At 64.7% G+C, this 18,109-nt stretch carries 15 protein-coding genes; 7 read left to right on the top strand and 8 right to left on the bottom strand.

What is annotated here, in order from left to right; all coding sequences use genetic code 11:
• Positions 1-78: 78 nt before the first annotated feature.
• Complete coding sequence (locus HZZ16_RS28940; RefSeq protein WP_197953232.1) at positions 79-891, top strand: DUF2076 domain-containing protein; 813 nt, start codon at positions 79-81, stop codon at positions 889-891.
• Positions 892-1,119: 228 nt separating this feature from the next.
• Here the strand turns inward: HZZ16_RS28940 and HZZ16_RS28935 are convergent, their stop codons facing one another.
• The gene (locus HZZ16_RS28935; protein ID WP_197953231.1) at positions 1,120-1,950 is read right to left on the bottom strand and encodes a L,D-transpeptidase; all 831 of its coding nucleotides are present in this window, start codon (positions 1,948-1,950) and stop codon (positions 1,120-1,122) included.
• A gap of 316 nt (positions 1,951-2,266) precedes the next feature.
• Here HZZ16_RS28935 and HZZ16_RS28930 point away from each other — a divergent pair, with 316 nt between their 5' ends.
• The gene (locus HZZ16_RS28930) at positions 2,267-3,052 is read left to right on the top strand and encodes a protein phosphatase CheZ (RefSeq protein WP_197953230.1); all 786 of its coding nucleotides are present in this window, start codon (positions 2,267-2,269) and stop codon (positions 3,050-3,052) included.
• 169 nt (positions 3,053-3,221) lie between these two features.
• On the opposite strand, the gene HZZ16_RS28925 is transcribed toward HZZ16_RS28930, so the two are convergent.
• Positions 3,222-3,740: a hypothetical protein gene (locus HZZ16_RS28925; RefSeq protein ID WP_197953229.1), complete on the bottom strand. Its 519-nt coding sequence runs from the start codon at positions 3,738-3,740 to the stop codon at positions 3,222-3,224.
• Positions 3,741-4,052: 312 nt separating this feature from the next.
• Between HZZ16_RS28925 and HZZ16_RS28920 the strand changes: the two genes are divergently transcribed.
• The 3 genes from HZZ16_RS28920 (at position 4,053) to HZZ16_RS28910 (ending at position 7,588) form a co-directional block, all read left to right on the top strand.
• Positions 4,053-4,349 (top strand): co-chaperone GroES, encoded by a 297-nt coding sequence (locus tag HZZ16_RS28920; protein WP_025033779.1) that lies wholly within the window; start codon positions 4,053-4,055, stop codon positions 4,347-4,349.
• 199 nt (positions 4,350-4,548) lie between these two features.
• Positions 4,549-6,180 (top strand): chaperonin GroEL, encoded by a 1,632-nt coding sequence (gene groL, locus HZZ16_RS28915; RefSeq protein WP_197953228.1) that lies wholly within the window; start codon positions 4,549-4,551, stop codon positions 6,178-6,180.
• Positions 6,181-6,382: 202 nt separating this feature from the next.
• A complete protein-coding gene (locus HZZ16_RS28910; protein ID WP_197953227.1) occupies positions 6,383-7,588 on the top strand; it encodes a hypothetical protein in 1,206 nt (401 codons plus the stop codon).
• Between the two features lie 148 nt (positions 7,589-7,736).
• Here the strand turns inward: HZZ16_RS28910 and HZZ16_RS28905 are convergent, their stop codons facing one another.
• Positions 7,737-8,135 carry an META domain-containing protein gene (locus HZZ16_RS28905; RefSeq protein WP_197953226.1) on the bottom strand — a complete coding sequence of 133 codons (399 nt, stop codon included), beginning with the start codon at positions 8,133-8,135 and terminating at the stop codon, positions 7,737-7,739.
• Positions 8,136-8,266: 131 nt separating this feature from the next.
• A complete protein-coding gene (locus tag HZZ16_RS28900; protein WP_197953225.1) occupies positions 8,267-9,931 on the bottom strand; it encodes an L-lactate permease in 1,665 nt (554 codons plus the stop codon).
• 311 nt (positions 9,932-10,242) lie between these two features.
• On the opposite strand from HZZ16_RS28900, the gene HZZ16_RS28895 reads away from it, so the two are divergent.
• Positions 10,243-11,994, top strand: coding sequence for an ABC transporter ATP-binding protein/permease (locus tag HZZ16_RS28895; protein WP_197953224.1), 1,752 nt, complete (start codon positions 10,243-10,245; stop codon positions 11,992-11,994).
• A 202-nt stretch (positions 11,995-12,196) separates the two neighbouring features.
• Here HZZ16_RS28895 and HZZ16_RS28890 read toward each other — a convergent pair whose 3' ends face one another.
• The 4 genes from HZZ16_RS28890 to HZZ16_RS28875 all read right to left on the bottom strand — a co-directional run bounded on the left by HZZ16_RS28890 (position 12,197) and on the right by HZZ16_RS28875 (position 16,643).
• On the bottom strand, positions 12,197-13,210 hold the full coding sequence (locus HZZ16_RS28890) for a TorF family putative porin (RefSeq protein WP_197953223.1): 1,014 nt from the start codon (positions 13,208-13,210) through the stop codon (positions 12,197-12,199).
• A gap of 438 nt (positions 13,211-13,648) precedes the next feature.
• Positions 13,649-13,987 (bottom strand): histone, encoded by a 339-nt coding sequence (locus HZZ16_RS28885; protein ID WP_197953221.1) that lies wholly within the window; start codon positions 13,985-13,987, stop codon positions 13,649-13,651.
• An 85-nt stretch (positions 13,988-14,072) separates the two neighbouring features.
• A complete protein-coding gene (gene glcF, locus HZZ16_RS28880; protein WP_197953219.1) occupies positions 14,073-15,395 on the bottom strand; it encodes a glycolate oxidase subunit GlcF in 1,323 nt (440 codons plus the stop codon).
• The gene (locus HZZ16_RS28875; protein ID WP_197953217.1) at positions 15,396-16,643 is read right to left on the bottom strand and encodes an FAD-binding protein; all 1,248 of its coding nucleotides are present in this window, start codon (positions 16,641-16,643) and stop codon (positions 15,396-15,398) included.
• 330 nt (positions 16,644-16,973) lie between these two features.
• Between HZZ16_RS28875 and HZZ16_RS28870 the strand changes: the two genes are divergently transcribed.
• Entirely contained in the window at positions 16,974-17,879 is a 906-nt protein-coding gene (locus HZZ16_RS28870; RefSeq protein ID WP_197953216.1) for a ferritin-like domain-containing protein, read from the top strand.
• The last annotated feature ends 230 nt before the right edge of the window (positions 17,880-18,109 follow it).

Below are 18,109 nucleotides of genomic sequence, written 5' to 3'. Positions count from 1 at the left end.
ATCCGGCCGGCACTGTTGGGGCCATAATGGAACCCTACATCTCCTCTCGCGCTTGGTTTCGCGCGAAGGAGACAGATCATGACGCCGCAGGAACGCCAGCTCGTCGACGACCTTTTCGACCGGCTTTCAAAGCTGGAAAATGCACCGCGCGATCCCGATGCGATCGCCGCGATCTCCGACGGCCTGCGCAAGGCGCCCGGCGCCATCTACGCGCTGGTGCAGACCACGCTCGTCCAGGACGAAGCGCTAAAGCGCGCCAATGCCCGCATCCAGGAGCTGGAAGCGGCCCACGCGCCCGAGCAGGCGCAGTCCGGCGGCTTCCTCGATACCATGCGCGACACGCTGTTCGGATCGAGCCCCTCGCGCGGATCGGTTCCGAACGTGCCCCCGCGTGAGCAGCGGCCGGTCTGGAACACCGGCCAGACAATGCAGCAGACGCAGCCGGGCTACGGCGCGCCGCCTTATGGACAGGCCTATGGCCAGGGTCCGGGTCAGGGTTATGGCGCTGCGCCGATCGGCGGTGGCGGCGGCTCGTTCCTTGGCACAGCGGCGGCGGCCGCCGCTGGCGTCGTCGGCGGCTCGCTGCTGCTCTCGAGCATCCGCGGCATGATGGGCGGATCGCACCAGCAGGCTTTTGGCGACACCAACGCGCTCGGCGACCGCAGTCCCTGGGGCGGCGGCGGCGATCAGTCCGGCGGCTCGCTCGCGCGCGATGCCGGTCTCGACGACATCGGCTCGAACCGGGAGTCCCGTCACGACTTCTTCGACCAGGCGTCGAACGACCGCGACAACAGCGACCAGAACTACGGCAACGATCGCGATGACAGCTTCGACACGGCGGCCGACGACAGCGACTTCGGCAGCGACGACGGCGGCAGCGATTACGCGTAAGGTCGCCTGCTAACGTCACAAACAAAAGCGGCCGCCCGGAAGGCGGCCGTTTTCATTTTTAAGCAGCTTGGCTCGAAGCTTTTTCCTTCTCCCCTTGTGGGAGAAGGTGGCGCGAAGCGCCGGATGAGGGGTTCTCTCCGCTCGCAAAGCTGTTCGTGAGGAGAGAACCCCTCACCCGCCTCGCTGCGTGAGGCACCCTCTCCCACAAGGGGAGAGGGTAAAAAGAAATCACATCACCACGACCTTGGTACCGACATTGACGCGGCCGTAGAGGTCGATGACGTCCTCATTGCGCATGCGGATGCAGCCGGAGGAGACGTTGGTGCCGATGGTCCAGGGCTCGTTGGAGCCGTGGATGCGATAGAGCGTCGAGCCGAGATACATCGCGCGGGCACCGAGCGGATTTTCCGGGCCGCCTTCCATGTGCCTGGGCAGATCGGGCCGGCGCGCGAGCATTTCCGCCGGCGGCGTCCAGTCCGGCCATTCGCGCTTGGCGGTGATCGATTTCACGCCGGACCAGGTGAAGCCGGGACGGCCGACGCCGATGCCGTAGCGCAGTGCCCGGCCGTTGCCCTCGACGAGATAGAGGAACTTGTTCGGCGTATCGACCACGATCGTGCCGGGACTTTCCTTGCCGCTATAGTCAACGAGTTGTTTCTCGAATTTCGGATCGAACGGACGCTGCCGCGGATCGACCGCCTCCTGCTGGAGAGACGCGCCCTGCTGATATCCGCCGTGCTGATAACCACCCTGCATCTGCGGCTCGCCCATCGGCGGCAGGCGCCGCTGGTCGTAATAGCCCGGCTGCCGCTGATACACCGGCTGCTCCGGCGCGTAGGCCGGGCCGCGGCCGGGGCCATCGCCGAACAGGAATTCGATGAAGCCACCGCCCATGTTGGAATTGGACGCCATGCGCACCGGCGCCGGCGGCACGCGCGGCTGGTACAGCACTGCAGGCGGATTGTTCGGCACGCTGTTGTCGAAGGCGCTGGCGTCGTTCGCGCCGGCCATGAAGGTGCAAGCGCTGCCGAGCAGCGCGACAGACATTTTCTTGAACATCGACGTACTCTGTACTGTTTCGTCTAGATCACATGCGTCGTGGAGAGCCGGTGGCTGATCCGCGCTCTTCGACGTGGTCAATAAAAAGCAAAAGCCGTTTTGTTTGGTAAACGGAAGGCGCGTTTCGATTCACCACGTCGCGAGCGCGCCTGCAATTTGGCGATCAGCGTTTATTTTCGATGAACGCCGCCCGGTGATGGTTAATCGCTTCTTTGCGCCGCGTCGCGCGCGGCCGATCAGCAGTTCCTGCTGTGAACTTCGTGTTAAATCGCTTCTGCCTACAAAGACGCGTGAGTGAGGTGGGGGGAGTATCCTGATGGCTGTTCACCGCAAGCGTTTTCGCGTCGAAGATATCGTCGGTGGCGAGATGCCCATTGTAGACGTAACTGAAGAGGCACTCCCGATGCACAGCGAGATCATGGCCGAGCTTCGCGCGATCCGCGCCCAGATGGCGAAGGGCATCGTCGCGGCCCCGCTGTCCGGCAGCGCTGCGATGGCGGCGATCGACGCCTCGACCGCGCACGAGCTTGCCGAAGCGCGCACCATGCTCGAGACCTACCGGGCGCAGATCGAGCAATGCGAGAAGCTGAAGGTCGAGCTCGACCTCATCCACGACGCCATCGACCGCACCAAGCGCGAGATCGCGACGCTGCACGGCAAGAGCTTCGACGGCGGCGAGATGGCCAAGGTCAACGGCGAGCTCGGCGCGGTGGTCGGCGGCACCGAGCAGGCGACCCAGCAGATCCTTGAAGCCGCGGAATCGATCGACCAGGCCGCCAGCGCGATGTCCAAGGTGGACTCGATCGATCAGCAGAAGCGCCTTGCCGACGACATCCAGGAACGCGTCATTTCGATCTTCGAAGCCTGCAACTTCCAGGACCTGACCGGTCAGCGCATCAGCAAGGTCATGGGCACGATGAAGTTCATCGAGCAGCACATCAACGCGATGATGGAGATCTGGGGCGGCGTCGACGCTATCAAGTCCCATGTGCCGGCGCAGGTCGACAACCGCACCGAGGACGAGAAGCTCCTCAACGGCCCCAAGCTCGCCGGCGACGTCGGCCACGCCTCGCAGGACGACATCGACGCGCTGTTCGACTGAGCGGGCGACGACAAAGGAATAACAAAACGCCGGCCTTGGGCCGGCGTTTTTTTTGTCTCTCGCTGTCATTCCGGGGCGGTCCGCAGGACCGAACCCGGAATCTCGAGGTTCTCAGGTGCGCAAGTGCGCACCATAGTTCACGCTTCGCGTGCCCCGGAACGACAGAAGACTACGCCCTCGGCGCGCAGCGGACGTAGACCATGTTGCCGTAGCGGGTGGCGGCGTCCTTGTCGATGAAGCGGGTGATCATGACGCGACCGTCGAAGGAGACGATCTCGCGGTCCTGCTCGCCGGGGGTCGGGCCGGCCGGTCCGATGTAGTTCTTGCCGCTCGGCGAGCCCTTCAGCCGCAGTTCCTGCGGCGTTGCCTGGTCGGCGAGATGCATGATCACGCCGCCGGAGGAACCGGCGGTGATCACGTAGGGGTTCTTGCATTGCTCGCGCGCCATCTTCTCGGTGCGGGCGCGGTCGGCCGGGTTCTGGAACGAGGCGAGGCCCCAGCGGCCGACGATCTCGTCGGCGCGGATGGTGGCCGGCATTTCGGGAGTGACGCCCGGTTCGGTCTCCGGCGGCGGGGACGACGTGAGAGACGGCAGGCTGAAGCCGCCGCCGCAGGCGCCCAGCAGCAGCGCCAGACAAGAAGCGGCCGCCAGATTGGCAACCGTGCGCGCGTGAGCCGAACTGATCATGGCATTCCCCCGAACAAGACCATGGCCGCACCCCTCCCGCAGCCAAGCGCAAAACCGCTGCCGGAGCAATGACGTCGTTCTTTACGCCGACGCCCCGAGCGAGTTTCCAATGCCACCATCCTATATCCGCCTCAACAACCGCTTAACCACCTTTGCTTGACAGGATCGCGGCCAAGCCATATTTCCGGACCCACTATTAGCACTCGGAAAGCCCGATTGCTAAGCGTACCGTTCACCCTCGAAGAGAGGGGGACGGAAGCGCCGCCCCACCGACCCCACTACTTCCGAAGCGAGCCTCCAAAGGGAAACGTCATGGCTAAATCCAAATTTCGTCCGCTGCATGACCGTGTCGTGGTCAAACGTATCGACGCCGAGGAAAAGACCAAGGGCGGCATCATCATTCCGGACACGGCCAAGGAAAAGCCGTCCCAGGGCGAGGTCGTCGCCGTCGGCCCCGGCGGCCGCGACGAGACCGGCAAGCTGATCCCGATCGACCTCAAGGTCGGCGACCGTGTGCTGTTCGGCAAGTGGTCGGGCACCGAGGTCAAGATCGACAACGAAGAGCTCCTGATCATGAAGGAGTCGGACATCATGGGCGTGCTGGCCTAAGGCCATCCGCCTGAACGGCCACTGAATGTGCCGCAGTCATGCCCGGGCAGAAGCGCGAAGCGCGTCTTCGCGCTAGATGACCCGGGCATCCATCCCTCCTCACAAGATGATGGATTGCCGGGTCAAGCCCGGCAATGACGAAGAGAGCGCCGCACGGCACAAGACAACACACATCACGTAACACGAGGGATTGCAGACCATGGCTGCCAAAGACGTCAAGTTTTCCGGAGACGCGCGCGATCGCATGCTGCGCGGCGTCGACATTCTCGCCAACGCCGTCAAGGTGACGCTCGGCCCCAAGGGTCGCAACGTCGTCATCGAGAAGAGCTTCGGCGCCCCCCGCATCACCAAGGACGGCGTCACGGTCGCCAAGGAGATCGAGCTCGAGGACAAGTTCGAGAACATGGGCGCCCAGATGGTGCGTGAAGTCGCCTCCAAGACCAACGACCTCGCCGGCGACGGCACCACCACCGCGACCGTGCTGGCCCAGGCCATCGTGCGCGAAGGCGCCAAGGCGGTCGCTGCCGGCATGAACCCGATGGACCTCAAGCGCGGCATCGACAGTGCGGTTGCCGCCGTCATCAAGGACATCGAGAAGCGCGCCAAGCCGGTCGCCGCCTCCTCCGAGGTCGCCCAGGTCGGCACCATCTCCGCCAACGGCGATGCCGCCATCGGCAAGATGATCGCCCAGGCGATGCAGAAGGTCGGTAACGAGGGCGTCATCACCGTCGAGGAGAACAAGTCGCTCGAGACCGAGGTCGACATCGTCGAGGGCATGAAGTTCGACCGCGGCTATCTCAGCCCCTACTTCGTCACCAATGCCGAGAAGATGACCGCCGAGCTCGAGGACGCCTACATCCTCCTGCACGAGAAGAAGCTCTCGGGCCTGCAGGCCATGCTGCCGGTGCTGGAAGCCGTCGTGCAGTCGGGCAAGCCGCTCGTCATCATCGCCGAGGACGTCGAGGGCGAGGCGCTGGCCACCCTGGTCGTCAACCGGCTCCGTGGTGGCCTGAAGGTGGCCGCGGTGAAGGCGCCTGGCTTCGGTGACCGCCGCAAGGCCATGCTGGAGGACATCGCGATCTTGACCGGCGGCCAGCTGATCTCCGAGGAGCTCGGCATCAAGCTCGAGAACGTCACGGTGAAGATGCTCGGCCGTGCCAAGAAAGTGGTGATCGACAAGGAGAACACCACGATCGTCAACGGCGCCGGCAAGAAGCCCGACATCGAGGCCCGGGTCGGCCAGATCAAGGCCCAGATCGAGGAGACCACCTCGGACTACGACCGCGAGAAGCTGCAGGAGCGCCTCGCCAAGCTCGCCGGCGGCGTCGCGGTGATCCGCGTCGGTGGCGCCACCGAGATCGAGGTCAAGGAGAAGAAGGACCGCGTCGAGGACGCGCTCAACGCCACCCGCGCCGCGGTTCAGGAAGGTATCGTCCCCGGCGGCGGCGTCGCGCTGCTCCGCGCCAAGAAGGCAGTCGGCCGTCTCACCAACGCCAATGACGACGTCCAGGCCGGCATCAATATCGTGCTGAAGGCGCTGGAAGCCCCGATCCGCCAGATCTCCGAGAACGCCGGCGTGGAAGGCTCGATCGTGGTCGGCAAGATCCTGGAGAACAAGTCCGAGACGTTCGGCTTCGACGCCCAGAACGAGGACTATGTCGACATGGTCGAGAAGGGCATCATCGATCCCGCCAAGGTGGTGCGCACCGCGCTGCAGGACGCCTCCTCCGTGGCCGGCCTGCTGGTGACCACCGAAGCCATGGTCGCCGAGCTGCCCAAGAAGGAAGCCCCGCCCGCCATGCCCCCGGGCGGCGGCATGGGCGGCTTCTAAGCCTGTCGTTCCGTGACAAAGTTGCGAAGGCCGCCTCCGGGCGGCCTTCTTTTTTGCCGACCCTGCCCGTTTCGCTTTCCGATTCAACCAGCGGCCAAAACCCACTACGGTGGCGCGCCGATTCTGATGTTTGGGCATGATCCGCTCGGAAGACCGCTTCACACTTTTTCCGGATCATGGCCGTTGCGCGAGGATGTCATCGATGCGTGCGCTCCTGGTTTGCTCCACGGCCGTTCTGGCCCTGCTCGCCGTTCCGCCGCAGGCCTCCGCCCAGATGAAGCTGTCGCCGAAGGCGACCGCGCCGGGCGGACTTGAGACGCGCTACTTCACCTCGATCGACGGGCTGATGGACGGCAATGCCGACGTGATCCTGAAGGAGACGCGCCAGGGCAAGACGGTGACCGCGGCGGTGCTCGACGTCTGCTACCCCATCGCGAAGAACTCCGAGCGCAAGGACCGCTTCGTCGTCAACCTCCAGGTCGCGGGCCAGACGCTGACCGGAACGACGCAGAGCATCAGTGAGAAGTCGCCGGTCAGCGTCAAGCTGACGCGCAAGCAGTCCGGCGACATGTTCGAATTCCGCGGCCAGATCGCAATCGGCCAGGCGGTGACCGAAGTCACCTCGCCGGACAATTCCGATCTCAGCGAAAAGGAATTCCTGGACAGTCAGAGCTCCGACGACGGCATCACGCCGCAGCCGAAGGATTTCACCGACGTCTCGCCGGAAGCGATCGCGGTCAAGGTCAAGCTCGACGCCGCGACCGACTTCCTGAAGAGCCTGAAGGGCCAGGAGGTCGAGGTGACGCTGGCGAGCCTCAATGTCGGCTGCGATGCGCTGCGCGCGGGCGAGCAGACCATCACCATGTCCGTCGATCCCGAGCGCGCCGGCGCGCTGCTGGCCAAGTTCAAGGCGATGCCCGGCGTCACCGCCGCAGGCTGGACCGCGGGCATGACCGAGATGGACCGTACCATCCGCTTCCCCGCGGCGGACTGGCGCGAGGGCGACAAGATCAACAAGGGCAAGCTCGCAACGGCGGTGGCGAACGTGCTGAGCAGGACGCTCGCGGCAAAGCCGGTCGCGCAAAACTTCAACCCGGCCACCGGCAAGCTCAAGCTGGTGTTCAAGCGGCCGAACCAGGATCATCCGGCGCTCGAACTCACCGACACGATCGAGGTCGCAGGCCTGGTCTCGCCCGACAAGCCGGGCACCACCGACAAGCTCATGCTCTGGATCGGCAGCCCGGTGATCACCACCGCCGACGAGGGCAGCGGTGCCAGGCTCAATCTGTCCGACGATGCGAGCCTCGACGAAGAAGGCGATCTGCCCGACGACAACGGTTCGATCGAGGCGCTCGTCAAGGAGCTGAAGGGCCAGCGCTGGGACGCCGACAAGTCGGTGTGGAAATAGGCTCTCGTGCCCCGGACGCAGCGCGAAGCGCTGCGAGCCGGGGCCCAGAGGCCACACACACGATTGCAGAAAGAGTCTGGGTCCCGGCTCTGCGGAGCGTCACTTCGTGCCGCACCGCGTCCGGGACACGAGAGCGCTGCTTGCGATTTTAGTTCCCCGTCGTCCTGAAGCGCAATGGCTTCGGGCCGATCAGCGTCAGCACGTCGCCCTGGCGCTTCCAGGTCTCGACGCTGCCGAGGGCTGCGACGAGCTCGTCGTCGGCCTGCGCTCTCGCCGGCGGACAGTTGCGGTCCTGGATCTGGCCGGGGACGAAGATCACGGTGTTGCCGGCGACCGAGAACTGGCCTTTGCCGCCCTTGCACCAGAGCTCCAGCACGACCTCCCCATTGTCGCCGATCTCGATGTTGGGAATCCGCTTCGAGCCTGCTTGCGGCAACGCCTCAAGTGTCATCTCGGTGCCGAACGGAAACCCCTCCTGGGCACGCGCGAGCGTAGACATCGCGAGCATTGCAACCGCCGCACACTGCAAGCGCAGAAGCGAAACCATGAGACCTCTCGACCCGACCTGATTTGCGGCACCTTCTATAGGACGACCGTGCCGTTGAGAAGGTTCGCGGCAGACGCACAAATCCCCGCGGGGACGAGCCTCGCGAGGATTTGTGGGCGCGGCTTGGAACCCTACTTCAGGACCAGCGCCGTGAACGGCCAGACATAGGCCTGCAACGTCACGAGCACGCCGACGAGACACGCCAGCACGATCGAGTGCCAGAACACGAAGCGCAGGATCGTGCCCTCATGGCCGTACCAATTGGTGGCGGTGGAGGCGACCACGATCGACTGCGCGTCGATCATCTTGCCCATCACACCGCCGGAGGAGTTCGCCGCCGCCATCAGCACCGGCGACAGGCCGAGCTGCTCGGAGGTGATCTTCTGCAGGTTGCCGAACAGCACGTTGGAGGCGGTGTCCGATCCGGTCAGCGCGACGCCCAGCCAGCCGAGCAGCGTGCCGAAGAAGGGATAGAGCACGCCGGTGGCGGCGAAGGCGAGACCGAGCGTGGCGTCGACACCGGACAGGCGCGTCAAGGTGCCGATCGCGAGCATCGCCGAGATCGTGATCAGCGAGATCGCGCAGAGCCGGATGGTGCGGCCATATTGGATCAAAAGCTTGCCGGGACCGACGCCCATCAACAGGCCGGAGATGACGGCCGCTATCAGCATGCCGGTGCCGGTGAAGGACAGGTAGGTGAAGGCGAACACCGCGCTCTCCTTCGTCGGCCCTGGCGCAACCGGCGGCATCTTGTTGATCATCTGGTGCAGCTCGGGAACGGGATAGTTCCAGACGAAGATCGAGTTTGCCCAGGCCTTGAAGGCGCCGTTGCCCCAGACCAGCATCACGACGCAGACGATGATCCATGGCAACAGCGCGCTAAACAGCTCGCTCTGCGTCAGCGGCGTCTTGTCGAGCGGCTTCGCCGCCGCCATCGTCGCGGCCGATTCGTCGCGGCCGCGCAGCGCCGGGGACAGCCAGAGCTGCCTCGGCTGCCACACCTTCAGGAACAGGATCAGCGCGCCCATCGAGATCAGCGAGGCGCCGATGTCGACGATCCAGGGATTGATGTGGTTCGAGATCACGTATTGCGGGATGGCGAACGAGACGCCGGTGACGAGGATCGCGGGCCAGACGTCCTTCATGCCCCTCCAGCCCGCGAACGCCCACACCACCCAGAACGGCACGATCAGCGAGAAGAACGGCAATTGCCGTCCGACCATGGCGCCCAGGATGTAGGGATCGAGGCCGGTGACCGAGGCGAGGCCCTGGATCGGCGTGCCCAGCGCGCCATAGGCGACCGGCGCGGTGTTGGCGATCAGCGACAGGCCCGACGCCGCGAGCGGCGAGAAGCCGAGCCCGATCAGCACCGCGCCCGTGATCGCGACCGGCGTGCCGAAGCCCGAGGCGCCCTCGAAGAACGCGCCGAACGAGAACGCGATCAGCAGCAATTGCAGCCGCCGGTCCTCGGTGACGCCGCCGACCGCGCGCTTGAGCAGCTCGAAACGCCCGGTGGTCACCGTGACCTGGTAGAGGAAGATGACGTTGAGGACGATCCAGCCGATCGGGAAGAACCCGGTGACGATGCCCAGCACCGAAGCGCGGATCGACATGTTCGCCGGCATGGTGAAGACCAAGATCGTGATCAGGTTGGTCACGATCACGGCGATGATTGCTGCGATATGCGCCTGGACGCGGCCGCTCGCGATCAAAACCAGCAGCGTGACGACGGGAACCGCCGCCGCAATCGTCGACAGCACCGGGCTGTGCAGCGGGTCATAGATTTGATTCCACATCGTCTTCCTCCCCACGCATGTTCGCTACAGGCGCCCGCGTGGAGAGCCGGTCCTGCTTGACGCGGGAAGCGATAGCCCCCGCGTTGGACGTGAATTCCTCGCGATGCGGCGGTTCCCGGCCGCTCACAAGGTCGCGAAATCCCGGAGCACCCCGCCCCGCACCGTCGGGTGCCATGCTAGGGTTGCTGGCTGCGACAATCCAACGCAAATTGCAGAACTTGCGACTTTAGTCTAAGCGCGCCCGTTTCCGCCGTTGCCTCAAGTCGTTGGCTCCGGGCATTTGTGCACATCCCCCGAGGAGACCCTGCTCTGTGAAGAACATCAGCGCCACGCTCGCGATCGTCTGGCGAATCGCCGCCCCCTATTTCCGGTCGGAGGACAAATGGGCGGGCCGCGGCCTGCTTGCCGTCGTCGTCGCCATGGAGCTGGTGCTGGTCGCGATTAATGTGCTGCTCAATCAATGGCAGAACCGGTTCTATAGCGCGCTGCAGGCCTACGATCTGCCCGAGTTCATCAAGGAAGTCTGGATCTTCCTTGGCCTTGCCTTCACCTTCGTCGCGCTGGCCGTCTACAAGCTCTACCTGAACCAGTGGCTCCAGATCCGCTGGCGCCAATGGCTGACGCAACATTATCTCGGCGAATGGCTCGACGGTGCCACGCATTACCGCATGCAGCTCAAGGGCGACGCCGCCGACAATCCGGACCAGCGTGTCACCGAGGACGTCAAGACGTTCGTCGAACAGACGCTGACCATCGGCCTTGGCCTTCTGTCCTCGGTCGTGACGCTGGCCTCGTTCGTCGTCATCCTGTGGGGCCTGTCCTACAAGGCGCCCTTGTATCTCTACGGCACCGATATCGTCGTCCCCGGTTTTCTGGTCTGGTGCGCGGTGGCCTACGCGATCGCGGGAACCGCGCTGACCCACTGGATCGGTTCTCCCCTCATCAATCTCAATTTCGAGCAGCAGCGCTTCGAAGCCGATTTCCGCTTCAACCTGATCCGCGTGCGCGAGAATTCCGAGCAGATCGCGCTTCTGAAAGGCGAGAACGCTGAGCGCGGGCGTCTGCTGCAGCGTTTCGGCTTCGTCATCGGCAATTGGTACGAGATCATGCGCCGGACCAAGCGCCTGACCGCCTTCACCGCGAGCTACGGTCAGGCCGCCACGATCTTTCCCTATGTGGTGGTGGCGCCTGCCTACTTCGCCAAGCGCATCCAGCTCGGCGACATGATGCAGACCGGCTCAGCGTTCGGCAGCGTGCAGGACGCGCTGTCCTTCTTCGTCACCGCCTACCGTTCGTTGGCCGAATGGCGCGCGGTGATTGCCCGCCTTGATGGCTTCGAGATGTCGGTCGCCTCGGCGGTCAATCTGCCGGCACATGAGCCTGCCATCGCGCTGGAGGTCGCCGGCCGCCGTATCGACCTCGAGCAGCTCTGCGTGAACCTGCCCAACGGCACGCCGCTGGTGGCCGCCAAGGCCTTCACCATTCAGGCCTCGGAGCGCGTGCTGGTGACCGGACCGTCCGGCTCCGGCAAGTCCACGCTGTTCAGGGCCATCGCCGGCATTTGGCCCTTCGGCACCGGCACGGTTGTGGTTCCGGAAAAGGCAAAGCTGATGATGCTGCCGCAGCGGCCCTATTTCTCGGTCGGCGTGTTGCACGATGCCGTGGTCTATCCGGCAGCGCCGAGCGCGTTCGACGCCGCGCAGGTCCGCGACGCCCTGATCGCGGTCGGGCTGCCCGATCTCGCCGGGCGGCTGGACGAGGATGGCCACTGGAACAGGACGCTCTCGCTCGGCGAGCAGCAGCGTCTCGCGCTTGCGCGCGCGCTGCTGCATGCGCCGGACTATCTGTTCCTGGACGAAGCCACCGCCTCGCTCGACGAGCCGTCGGAAGCCCGGCTCTACCGGTTGCTGGCGGAGAGACTGCCGCACGCCACCATCGTCTCGATCGGCCACCGCTCAACGCTCGATGCCTTCCACAGCCGCAAGGTGGCGCTGGTGAAGGACGGTGCGATCCACGTCGTCGGCGGCGAGCGGGCTGCGGCGGAGCCGAGCGCCGCGCGCTGAGGCGCACTCTGTGGCCGCTGGTCGTCAAGTTCGAGTCGTCACTCCATACACTCGTCATGCTCGGGCTTGACCCGGGCATCCACGTCTTTCTGGCCTCGGAGCTAACACGTGGATGGCCGGGTCAAGCCCGGCCATGACCATGGAGAAAGCAAAAGGGCGGCAGATCGCTCTGCCGCCCTCGTGGATAGTCTCGGGAAGAGACTTACTTCAGGTTGGTCATCGCCGTCAGGTCGAAGGAGAGCTTGGCCACGCCGGCCGCGCTGCACCAGTTGGAGCCGAAGCCGCCCGGGTTGATGGGGGTGAAGCTGCCGGTGAACTTCGCGGTGTGATCGCTGGTGAAGGCGTTGCAGTCGCCCTTGTTCAGGTCGGTGTCGTAGTAGCGCAGATCGAGCGTGAACACCTTGTAGGTGAAGCCGACGCCGACGTTCCAGGTGTTGTAGCTCGGCTCCTTGATGCCGTTCGCGTACACCGGATCGCCCGCGATGCCGTAGAAGATGTCGGACGTGCCGAACCACTGACGGCCGAACTCACCCGACACATACATGCCGACGCCACTGGCACCGAAGATCGTGCTCGGCGCGGTCCACTTGGCGGTGATCGAGGCGTAATTGCCCCAGGCGCCGAGGTTCAGGAAGTTCGGCGAATAGTACTCGTTGAAGCCGACCGTCCACTGATCGTTGATGGTGACGTTCAGCTTGGCATAGCCTTCGTAGAAGCTCGCGTTCTTCTTGGCGAAGTTGCCGTTGATGGGAAGGCCGATCGCGCCCTGCGAGTAGTCGATGTCGCTGCCGCAATTGCCCTGCAGCAGGGTGCCCTGCGAGCCGAAGCATTGTCCGCCCGGATAGAGGTAGCCCCAGACACCGAAGTCGAAGGCGAACATGCCGAAGGTCGGGCGGATACCGCCGTAGATATCGACTTCCGCCGCGGCGCGGTTCGGGAAGGAGATGCTCGAGGCGGACGTACCGATGTAGAGCTGGAGGTCCTTGTTGACGTTGTAGCGCGGCTCGAAATAGGCCGTGACCGACGGCTTATGGTTCGACTGCGTGATACCGCGGAAAATGTAATCGCTCATGATGCCGCCGCCGAAGGCGATATCCCAGGGATCGAAGGCCGGGGGCGGCGGAGCCTTCAATGCCTTCACGCGCAGATCTGCCGCGAACGCCGAACCCGTCGTCACCATTGCCAGCGCCGTTGCCAACAAAGCCAGTTTTTTCATTTCGGTCCCCATCTACCCGTTCTTACTTAGCAGTCGCCCCCGGAAGCCCCCCGGGGCATGCGGCCTACCTGCAAAATTGCGTCACTGCGGCAATTTGGATCGATGGATAGGAACCGTGAAGCAAAAAGCGCGGGCATCTGCCGACTTTTTAGGCGTTTTGACGAATTCACGAAAGGTTGTCAGCCTGTGTGGCTTCCCGATCACATTATTTGCATTCCAGGGTGCAAGGCAGGCCCGTGTAAACCCGGGACCGCGAGGCGGCGCCACACCTTCGCTGCCGAATCAGGCTGGGTCCGGCACGGCAACAGCCGTGGCGGCTTGCCGCGATGCAAAAAGGCCGCAGCACCAGGGGTGCCGCGGCCTTGTTGTTACAGTCCCAAGTGACAGTCCCAAGTGACAGTCCAAGTGACAGTTCGAAGGCGATGAGAGGCCGCCTTCCTACCCCTGCCCCTCGGCCGGCGCCGCTTCCGCAGAAGACGAAGGCATCGCCCAGCTTGTCTCGGCGGGCGCTGGAGCCTCCGCCGGTGCCGACGGCTTCGGAGCAGGCGCTGCCTTCGCCTTCTTCGGTGCCGCCTTCTTCGCGGCCTTCTTCGGAGCAGCCTTCTTGGCCGCCGCCTTCTTTGCTGTCTTCTTGGCAGCCTTCTTCGGGGCGGCCTTCTTGGCAGATTTCTTCGCGGTCTTCTTGGCTGCCTTCTTCTTCGTCGTCTTCTTCGCGGTCTTCTTCGCCGCTACGGCCTTCTTGGCCTTCTTGCTTTTCTTCTTCTTCGCTTTCGCCATCGTGGTCCTCCTGTTGCCGCCGAACAATGCTTGATCGGGCGTCTTCAGTCGTCACCCCGGGAGGACAGTTCAGGCTCCTGAAAGCTCAAACTTGCGCGTTCATTTCCGGCCGCGCCCCGCCCGTCGCCCAATCGAGAAGCTCAATCGTGTGTACGACCGGAACTGACGTGCCACTGGCAATCTGCACCATGCAGCCGATATTGCCCGCGGCAATCATGTCCGGCTTGACGCTCGCGATGTTGGCGACCTTGCGATCGCGCAACCGACCCGCAAGCTCGGGCTGGAGAATGTTGTAGGTCCCCGCCGAACCGCAACACAAATGGCTCTCGGGCACATCTTTCACCACGAATCCATTCTTGGAAAGCAATTCTTTCGGAAGGCCCGTGATTTTCTGTCCATGCTGCAGCGAACACGCGGAGTGATAGGCGACGACGATGTCGTCCGCTCTCGCCGCCGGCGCAAGCTCGAGGCCGGCGACGTATTCGGTGATGTCCTTGGCGAGCGCCGAGACCTTCGCCGCATCCACCGCGGACGCTCTGTCCTCGCGCAGGAGATAGCCGTAATCCTTGATCACCGTGCCGCAGCCGGAGGTCGTCACCAGGATGGCATCGAGCCCCTCGCCGGCCATTTCCTTGCCCCACGCCGCGACGTTGGCGCGAGCCCGCGCCAACGCATCCTGGTCGTTGCCGAGGTGATGGGTCAGCGCGCCACAGCACTGTTCGTCCCGGACAAGGACAACCTCGATGCCGTGGCGGGTCAGGAGACTGATGGCGGCCTGGTTGATGCGGGGCGCCAGCACCTGCTGGGCGCAGCCCTGGAGCAGCGCCACACGCCCGCGCTTCTTGCCGAGCGCCGCGAACACGCTGCCGGCGGCGGGCCCTGCGGGCGGCAGCCGGTTCGGCGCCAGCGCCAGCATCGCCTTGATGCGCTGGATCAAGCCCGGCGTCGCTTGAGGCCGGGGCGTCGGCAGCAAGACGCCGAGCGGACGGGCGAGCCGCGCCAGCCACATGCTGATGCGAAAGCGCCGCGGGTCCGGCAGGACGAAGGCCAGCACCTGGCGCAACAGCCGCTCGGTCAGCGGGCGCCGATAGCGCTGCTCGATCCGGACCCGGGCCTGGTCGACCAGGTGCATGTAGTTCACGCCCGAGGGGCAGGTCGTCATGCAGGCAAGGCACGATAGGCAACGGTCGATATGCTTGACCACCTCACCGGTCGGCGCCTGGTCCTTCTCCAGCATCTCCTTGATCAGATAGATGCGGCCGCGCGGGCTATCGAGCTCGTCGCCGAGCAGCACATAGGTCGGGCAGGTGGCGGTGCAGAAGCCGCAATGGACGCACGCGCGCAGGATCTTGTCGGCTTCCGCGATATCGGGGTCGGCGAGCTGCGCGAGTGAGAATTCGGTCTTCATTCAGCCAGCGCTCCGCGTGAGCCGCCCCCGGTTGAGAATGGTCTTCGGATCGAAGCTGGCGCGCACCCGCTCGCTCAACGCGGCAATGCCCGGCGCCTGCGGATGGAACACGTCGACCTCGCGCCTGACATCCTCGCCCGCCCGGATCAGCGTGGCATGCCCGCCGACCGCGTTCGCGCGGGCACGCACGGCCGGGGCATGCGCGTCCGGCTTCGGCGGCAGCGCCGCCCAGATCAGGCCGCCTCCCCAATCATAGATCAACTCGCCGCCGGTCTCGCGCGCCAGCTGCGTGCCCAGCGCAGCGCCCGAGGCCGGCGGGCAGACGATCCGCCAGACCGGCCAGGCGCCGAGCGCGCCGCTCGCCGCGAACGGCAGCACGTCGCGGATCGCGGTCCACAGTGCCGCGGATGCCACGTCCTCGATCAGCGTCGCGGTTCCAAACGGCGCCAGCAGGTCGCGCAGCGAGCCGGCGCGGTGCGCGGCGGACGCGGTGATGCCCTCGAGCCGCAGCACCGTCAGCGCCTCGGCCTTACCCTCCCCCTGGCCCGCAATGTCGTCCAGCCCCTCGGTCCCGGCCCGGAACGCGGATTTCGGCAGATGCGCGGCGGCGGAGACGTCGAAGGGCGAGCCCAGCGCCGCGGTCATGGCCTTGTTGGCCGTGGCATCGTCGAGCCCGCGCAGCAACAGCGTCCGCTCGGCCTCGGGCTTGGGCATCACCTTGAGTGTCACCTCGGTCATCACCGACAGCGTGCCCCAGGACCCCGCCAGCAGCTTGCAGAGGTCATAGCCGGTGACATTCTTCACCACCTTGCCGCCGGTCTTGAAGCTGTCGCCGAAACCCGAAACCGCATGCGCGCCGAGCAGATGGTCGCGCGCCCCGCCCGCCCGGATCCGCCGCGGCCCGGCGAGCCCGGCCGCGATCATGCCGCCGATGGTGCCTGTTGCCGGCGTGCCGAGCAGCGGAGCGGTGTTGATCGGCTCGAAGGCGAATTGCTGGTTCTTGGCGTCGATCAGCGCCAGCACGTCGGCCAGCGGCGCGCCGGCCTGGAGCGTGATGATCAGCTCATTGGGCTCGTAGGCGGTGACGGCACTAAGCGCGGAAACGTCGAGCACGGCGTTGGTCGCCATCGCGTGGCCGATGCCGCGCTTAGAGCCATGGCCGATGATCTCGAGCGGCTGCTCGCTCGCGATCGCCGCGCGCACCACCTCTTCGACGTCTTTGGCGTCTCTGACTTTGAGCGTATCCACGGGAAAAGGCGGTAGCGAAATTCGCGCAGGAAATCAAACCCGTCAGACACTGCGTCGCCCCGGGGCTGGTAATCTCTGGTGCAACGCGGAAGCGCTGTGTGGCCGGGCGCTCCCTTGGTGGCAAGCGTCAGCAGGCGCAATACGAACTGTCGTCAGCGCGATTGCGAACATAGGAGTTTCTGCTCTTTGAGTGAGAGCCTTGGTAGGAACGGACGCGAGCTCCCGCGTTTGTCATGCATTCGACGCGCCAGCGCGAAGCGGGCGAAAATGGGCAGGCGATCTGCTGCTCTTGTAAGACGCGTCACAATCGCCACGAAGAGGAGGTTTGCCATGAACGTGGAGCGATTTCGTATCTCCCGACGGCAATCCGTTGCCGGTTTATCGGTCCTGGGCCTGAGCGGTCTGTTGATCCCCACTGCCTATGCGCAGCACAAAGCGCAACAGAAGCGCCAAGAAACCACTGGCGTGGGAATACATGCCGGCGAAGTGAAGGATGAGGACATCTTTCAGTTCGCGTTGAATCTGGAATACATGGAAGCCGAGTTCTATCTGCGGGCCACGACCGGCAAGGGGGTCGACGATTCCGACGCTGGACCCGACGCCGCGAGGGTCGCTGGCGGACACGAAGCCAAATTCGACAGGAAGGAAATCCGCGAGTTTGTCGAGGAGCTGGCCGAAAACGAGCTTGCCCATGTGCGTTTCTATCGCAAGACGCTGGGCAGGGCGGCGGTGTCGCGGCCGGCAATCGATTTCGACGCGGGTTTCAAGGCAGCCGCGCAGGCAGCCGGTCTCCCTGCCGACTTCGATCCGTTTGCCGACGATATGAGTGTCTTGCTCGGCGGCATGCTGTTTGAGGACGTGGGCGTGACCGCCTATGCGGGGGCAGCGCCGCTGATCAAGAGCAAGGAGTTCGTCGAGGCTGCGGCGGGCATCCTGGCCGTCGAGGCGTACCATATGGGGATGGCGCGCTCGCAGCTCTATTTGATGGGTGAAAAGGCCTGGAATGCGGCTAACGGCATTTCCGACGCCCGAGACCAGCTCGATGGTGGTCAGGACAAGGACCAGGGCATCCGGATGAACGGCAAAGCCAATATCGTTCCGTCAACGCCCGATGCCATCGCCTTCCGCCGCACACCGCAGGAGGTGCTGCATATCGTCTATTTGACCGAGAAGCAGGGTGTCAGCAAAGGCGGGTTCTATCCGAACGGAATGAACGGCGTGCTCAAGTCCACCTGAGCCCTCGGACGGAATGGGGAGCCGGATCGGCCTGTCGTGCCGGCGGCCTAAACGCGCCTGCGCACGGTCGTTGGGCAGGTCGTTTTTGGTGCTGTGGTGATCTTGCCTGGATAGCTCGGCTGTCCTGAACGGGATTATCCTCGGCAGGCCGACGCGGGCAAGGACCGGCGACGCATATCAGCATTTGCTGGACCTGCGATGATAGCTGATGAACAGACGTTCATGGAACG

Origin of the sequence: Bradyrhizobium glycinis, assembly GCF_016031655.1 — a bacterium.
In the GTDB taxonomy this organism is placed as follows: Bacteria; Pseudomonadota; Alphaproteobacteria; order Rhizobiales; family Xanthobacteraceae; genus Bradyrhizobium; species Bradyrhizobium glycinis.
This window is presented reverse-complemented; position numbering and strand designations above follow the sequence as displayed.

Excerpts from the sequence above, each read along its gene's own strand:
- HZZ16_RS28910 (WP_197953227.1), top strand. The coding sequence starts at position 6,383 with ATGCGTGCGCTCCTGGTTTGCTCCACGGCCGTTCTGGCCCTGCTCGCC.
- HZZ16_RS28900 (WP_197953225.1), bottom strand. The coding sequence starts at position 9,931 with ATGTGGAATCAAATCTATGACCCGCTGCACAGCCCGGTGCTGTCGACG.
- HZZ16_RS28925 (WP_197953229.1), bottom strand. The coding sequence starts at position 3,740 with ATGATCAGTTCGGCTCACGCGCGCACGGTTGCCAATCTGGCGGCCGCT.
- HZZ16_RS28920 (WP_025033779.1), top strand. The coding sequence starts at position 4,053 with ATGGCTAAATCCAAATTTCGTCCGCTGCATGACCGTGTCGTGGTCAAA.
- glcF (WP_197953219.1), bottom strand. The coding sequence starts at position 15,395 with ATGAAGACCGAATTCTCACTCGCGCAGCTCGCCGACCCCGATATCGCG.
- HZZ16_RS28930 (WP_197953230.1), top strand. The coding sequence starts at position 2,267 with ATGGCTGTTCACCGCAAGCGTTTTCGCGTCGAAGATATCGTCGGTGGC.
- groL (WP_197953228.1), top strand. The coding sequence starts at position 4,549 with ATGGCTGCCAAAGACGTCAAGTTTTCCGGAGACGCGCGCGATCGCATG.
- HZZ16_RS28905 (WP_197953226.1), bottom strand. The coding sequence starts at position 8,135 with ATGGTTTCGCTTCTGCGCTTGCAGTGTGCGGCGGTTGCAATGCTCGCG.
- HZZ16_RS28890 (WP_197953223.1), bottom strand. The coding sequence starts at position 13,210 with ATGAAAAAACTGGCTTTGTTGGCAACGGCGCTGGCAATGGTGACGACG.
- HZZ16_RS28940 (WP_197953232.1), top strand. The coding sequence starts at position 79 with ATGACGCCGCAGGAACGCCAGCTCGTCGACGACCTTTTCGACCGGCTT.
- HZZ16_RS28935 (WP_197953231.1), bottom strand. The coding sequence starts at position 1,950 with ATGTTCAAGAAAATGTCTGTCGCGCTGCTCGGCAGCGCTTGCACCTTC.
- HZZ16_RS28870 (WP_197953216.1), top strand. The coding sequence starts at position 16,974 with ATGAACGTGGAGCGATTTCGTATCTCCCGACGGCAATCCGTTGCCGGT.
- HZZ16_RS28885 (WP_197953221.1), bottom strand. The coding sequence starts at position 13,987 with ATGGCGAAAGCGAAGAAGAAGAAAAGCAAGAAGGCCAAGAAGGCCGTA.